This is a genomic window from Streptomyces tricolor (genome assembly GCF_002155905.1).
Classification (GTDB): domain Bacteria; phylum Actinomycetota; class Actinomycetes; order Streptomycetales; family Streptomycetaceae; genus Streptomyces; species Streptomyces tricolor.
Genome location: NZ_MUMF01000078.1, coordinates 540 through 3975, shown reverse-complemented (window position 1 = coordinate 3975; position 3436 = coordinate 540). Strand labels below are relative to the sequence as shown.

The window sequence follows — 3436 nt, the reverse complement described above, 5'->3', positions numbered from 1 at the left end:
GGCGGCGAAGCCGAGGACGACCAGGACGGCCACCGGGGCGTAGTTGAAGGTCTTCCAGGTGACCGGGGAGACCTGGGGGAGCATGAAGAGGATCGTGATCAGCGCCACCCAGGTCACCGCGACCACTCCGACGAGGCGCGACCAGCGGCCCAGGTGCCAGGGGCCGGGGTCGAAGGCGGCGCCCTTGCGGACGCGCAGGAAGGTCGGGATGACGTACGCGATGTACAGGCCGATGACCGCGATCGACGTCACCGCCGCGTAGGCCGTCGTGTTGATCAGGTACGGCAGTCCCAGGGCCAGCGCGCCGAGCGCGGCCAGCCAGACCGCCGCCACCGGGGTCCGGGTGCGCGGGCTGACCGTGCGCCAGACGCGGGAGAAGGGCAGCGCGCCGTCTCGCGAAAAGGCGTAGATCATGCGGCTGTTGGCGGTCACGGACGCCATGCCGCAGAACAGCTGGGCGCCGATCACCACCAGAAGGAGCAGTGGGCCGGCCGTGGCGCCGAGCGCGTCCAGGAGGATCTGGGCGGGCGGGGCGCCGGTGGGTGACGCGAGCGCCTTGTCGTACGACTGGATGGCGAAGGTGAAGCCGAGCAGCAGGACGAAGCCGGCGATCCAGGAGGTCCAGATGGAGCGGACGATGCCCTTCGGGCCCGCCGTGGCCGCGTCGCGGGTCTCCTCGGTCATGTGGGCCGAGGCGTCGTACCCGGTGAAGGTGTACTGGGCCATCAGCAGTCCCAGCAGCACCACGTACGGGCCGCTGCCCCAGCCCGTCTCGTTGACGAAGTGCGTGAAGACGAAGGACGCCGACCGGTGGTGGTCGGGCACCAGCGCCAGCGCGCCGACGATCAGTGCCACGCCGAGCACGTGCCACCACACGCTCACGCTGTTCAGGAAGCCGACGATGCGCACGCCGAAGGTGTTCAGCAGGCCGTGCAGGACGAGGATCGCCGCGAACAGCGCCACCGTGCGGCCCGGGGTCACCTCGAAGCCGAACCGGAGGTTCAGGTAGGCGCCCAGGAAGGAGGCCGCGCCGAAGTCGATGCCCGCGGTCACCGCCACCTGGCCCAGCACGTTGAACCAGCCCGTGAACCACGCCCAGGCCGCCGCCGAACGCGCGGGTGCCAGCCGGTGGGCCCAGAAGTACAGCCCGGCCGAGGTCGGGTACGCCGAGCAGATCTCGGCCATCGACAGGCCCACGAACAGGGTCATCAGGCCGACCGCGACCCAGCCCCAGGTGATCACCGCGGGGCCGCCCGTGGTCATGCCGAAGAGGTAGAGGGTCAGGCAGCCGGACAGCACCGAGATGATCGTGAAGGAGACGGCGTAGTTCGAGAACGCCGACATACGGCGGGCGAGGACCTGGGTGTAGCCGAGCTGGGCCAGCCGTTCCTCGTCCGACGGGCCGCCGGCGCGCGCGTCATCTGTCATGCCCCCAGCAATTCCCTCAGCGAGGGTGTGATATGCGTCACGCGATGGCCGGAAACGGGACCGCTCCGGGCATGCGCAAGGGCCCGTACGAACGGTGTCGTACGGGCCCTTGCCCTACGTCAGATCAGCCGGCGCCTGCGCCCGCCGCTGTCCGCGTCAGCCGTTGCGCTTCCAGCGCGGCTTGTCCTCGCGGCGGCCGAAGGAGCCGGTGCCGCGGTGGTCGTCACGACGGCCGTAGGGGCGCTCGTGGCCACCGGAGCGGAAGCCCGGGCGGTCGTCGCGGCGGTCGCGGTTGAACGGACGGTCGCTGCCCCGGTGCCCGCCGCGCTCGTCCCGGCGGAAGCCGCCCCGGTCGTCACGGCGGTCGAAGGAACGGCCACCGCGGTCCCGGTCGCGGTCGAACGGACGGCGCTCGCCCCGGTCGTCACGGCGCTCGAAGCCACGGCCACCCCGGTCGTCCCGGCGCTCGAAGCCACGGCCACCGCGGTCGTCGCGACGGTCGTCACGGCGGTCGAAACCACGGTCGCGGTCGAACGGACGGCGCTCGCCCCGGTCGTCACGGCGCTCGAAGCCACGGCCGCCCCGGTCATCGCGACGGTCGTCACGGCGCTCGAAGCCCCGCTCGCGGTCCCGGTCGAAGCCGCGCCGCTCCCGGCGCTCGTACGGCGCCGAGGCCGCCGGACGCTCCTCGCGCTCGGCCTCGCGCTCCGCCGGCTCCTCGGCCACGGAGAGCTGCTCCGCCGCCGTCGCCTGGGCCTCGGCCACCGCCGCCTCGGGGTCGTCGCCGCGCTCGCGGGCGACCCGGGCGACCAGCCGGTCGGCCTCCTCGCGCAGCTCGGTCGCGCGGCGCTGGGCGCGCTCCAGCTGCTTGGTGAGCTGGGCGACCTCGCGCTCGGCCTGCTGCGCGGCGTTGGCGGCGGACTCGGCCTGGACCTCGGTCATGGAGCGGGCGCCGGTGATCTCGGCGACCTCCGGGTCGAAGGCGGCGCCGCCCTGGATGATGTGGCGGGCCGCGTCGACGCCGGCGTCCTCCATGAGGCGGAAGATCTGGCGCCGCTGGTGCGGCAGGGACAGCGAGACGACCGTGCCGGTGCGGCCCGCGCGGGCGGTGCGGCCGGCGCGGTGCAGGTAGTCCTTGTGGTCGCCGGCCGGGTCCACGTTCAGCACCAGGTCGATGCCGTCGACGTGGATGCCGCGGGCGGCGACGTCCGTGGCGACCAGGACGTTGACGTAGCCGTCCTTGAAGTCGGCCAGGGTGCGGGTACGGGCGCCCTGGGTCATGCCGCCGTGCAGCGCGTCGGCCTTCACGCCGGCCTCGCGCAGCTGCTCGGCGACGCGGTCGGCGCCCAGCTGGGTGCGGACGAAGATGATCGTGCGGCCCTTGCGGGAGGCGATCGCGGCGGTGACCGGCGCCTTGTCCTTGGGCTTCACGATGAGGATGTGGTGCGACATGGTCGTCACCGCGCCCTGGGCCGCGTCCACCTCGTGGGAGACGGGGTTGTTCAGGTAGCGGTCGACCAGGGTCTGGATCTCGTTCTCCATGGTCGCGGAGAAGAGCATGCGCTGGCCGCCGGCCGGGACCTGGTCGAGCAGCTCGGTGACCTCGGGCAGGAAGCCCAGGTCGGACATCTGGTCGGCCTCGTCCAGGACGGCGATCTGCACGTCCTCCAGGGAGCAGGCGCCGCGGTTGATGATGTCGCGCAGCCGGCCCGGGGTGGCGACGAGGATGTCGACGCCGCGCTCCAGGGCGTAGATCTGGTTGCCCATGGAGGTACCGCCACAGACGACCTTCATCTTCAGGCCGACGACGTCGCCGTACGGCTGGAGGGCGTCGGCGACCTGCATGGCCAGCTCGCGGGTGGGGGTGAGGATGACGGCGCGGGGCCGCTTCTTCTCGGTACGGCCGCCGGCCAGCTGGGCCAGGGTCGGCAGACCGAAGGAGAGGGTCTTGCCGGAGCCGGTGCGGCCACGGCCGAGGATGTCCTTGCCGGCCAGGGCGTCCGGGATG

Annotated in this window: 2 protein-coding genes; both read right to left on the bottom strand. The window is 72.6% G+C overall.

What is annotated here, in order from left to right:
• A partial coding sequence (locus CCN44_RS06815; RefSeq protein ID WP_086697128.1) for an amino acid permease occupies positions 1-1428 on the bottom strand: 1428 nt, incomplete at its 3' end.
• Between the two features lie 156 nt (positions 1429-1584).
• Positions 1585-3436, bottom strand: a 1852-nt coding sequence (locus CCN44_RS06810; RefSeq protein WP_244203891.1) for a DEAD/DEAH box helicase, incomplete at its 5' end; no start/stop codon positions are given.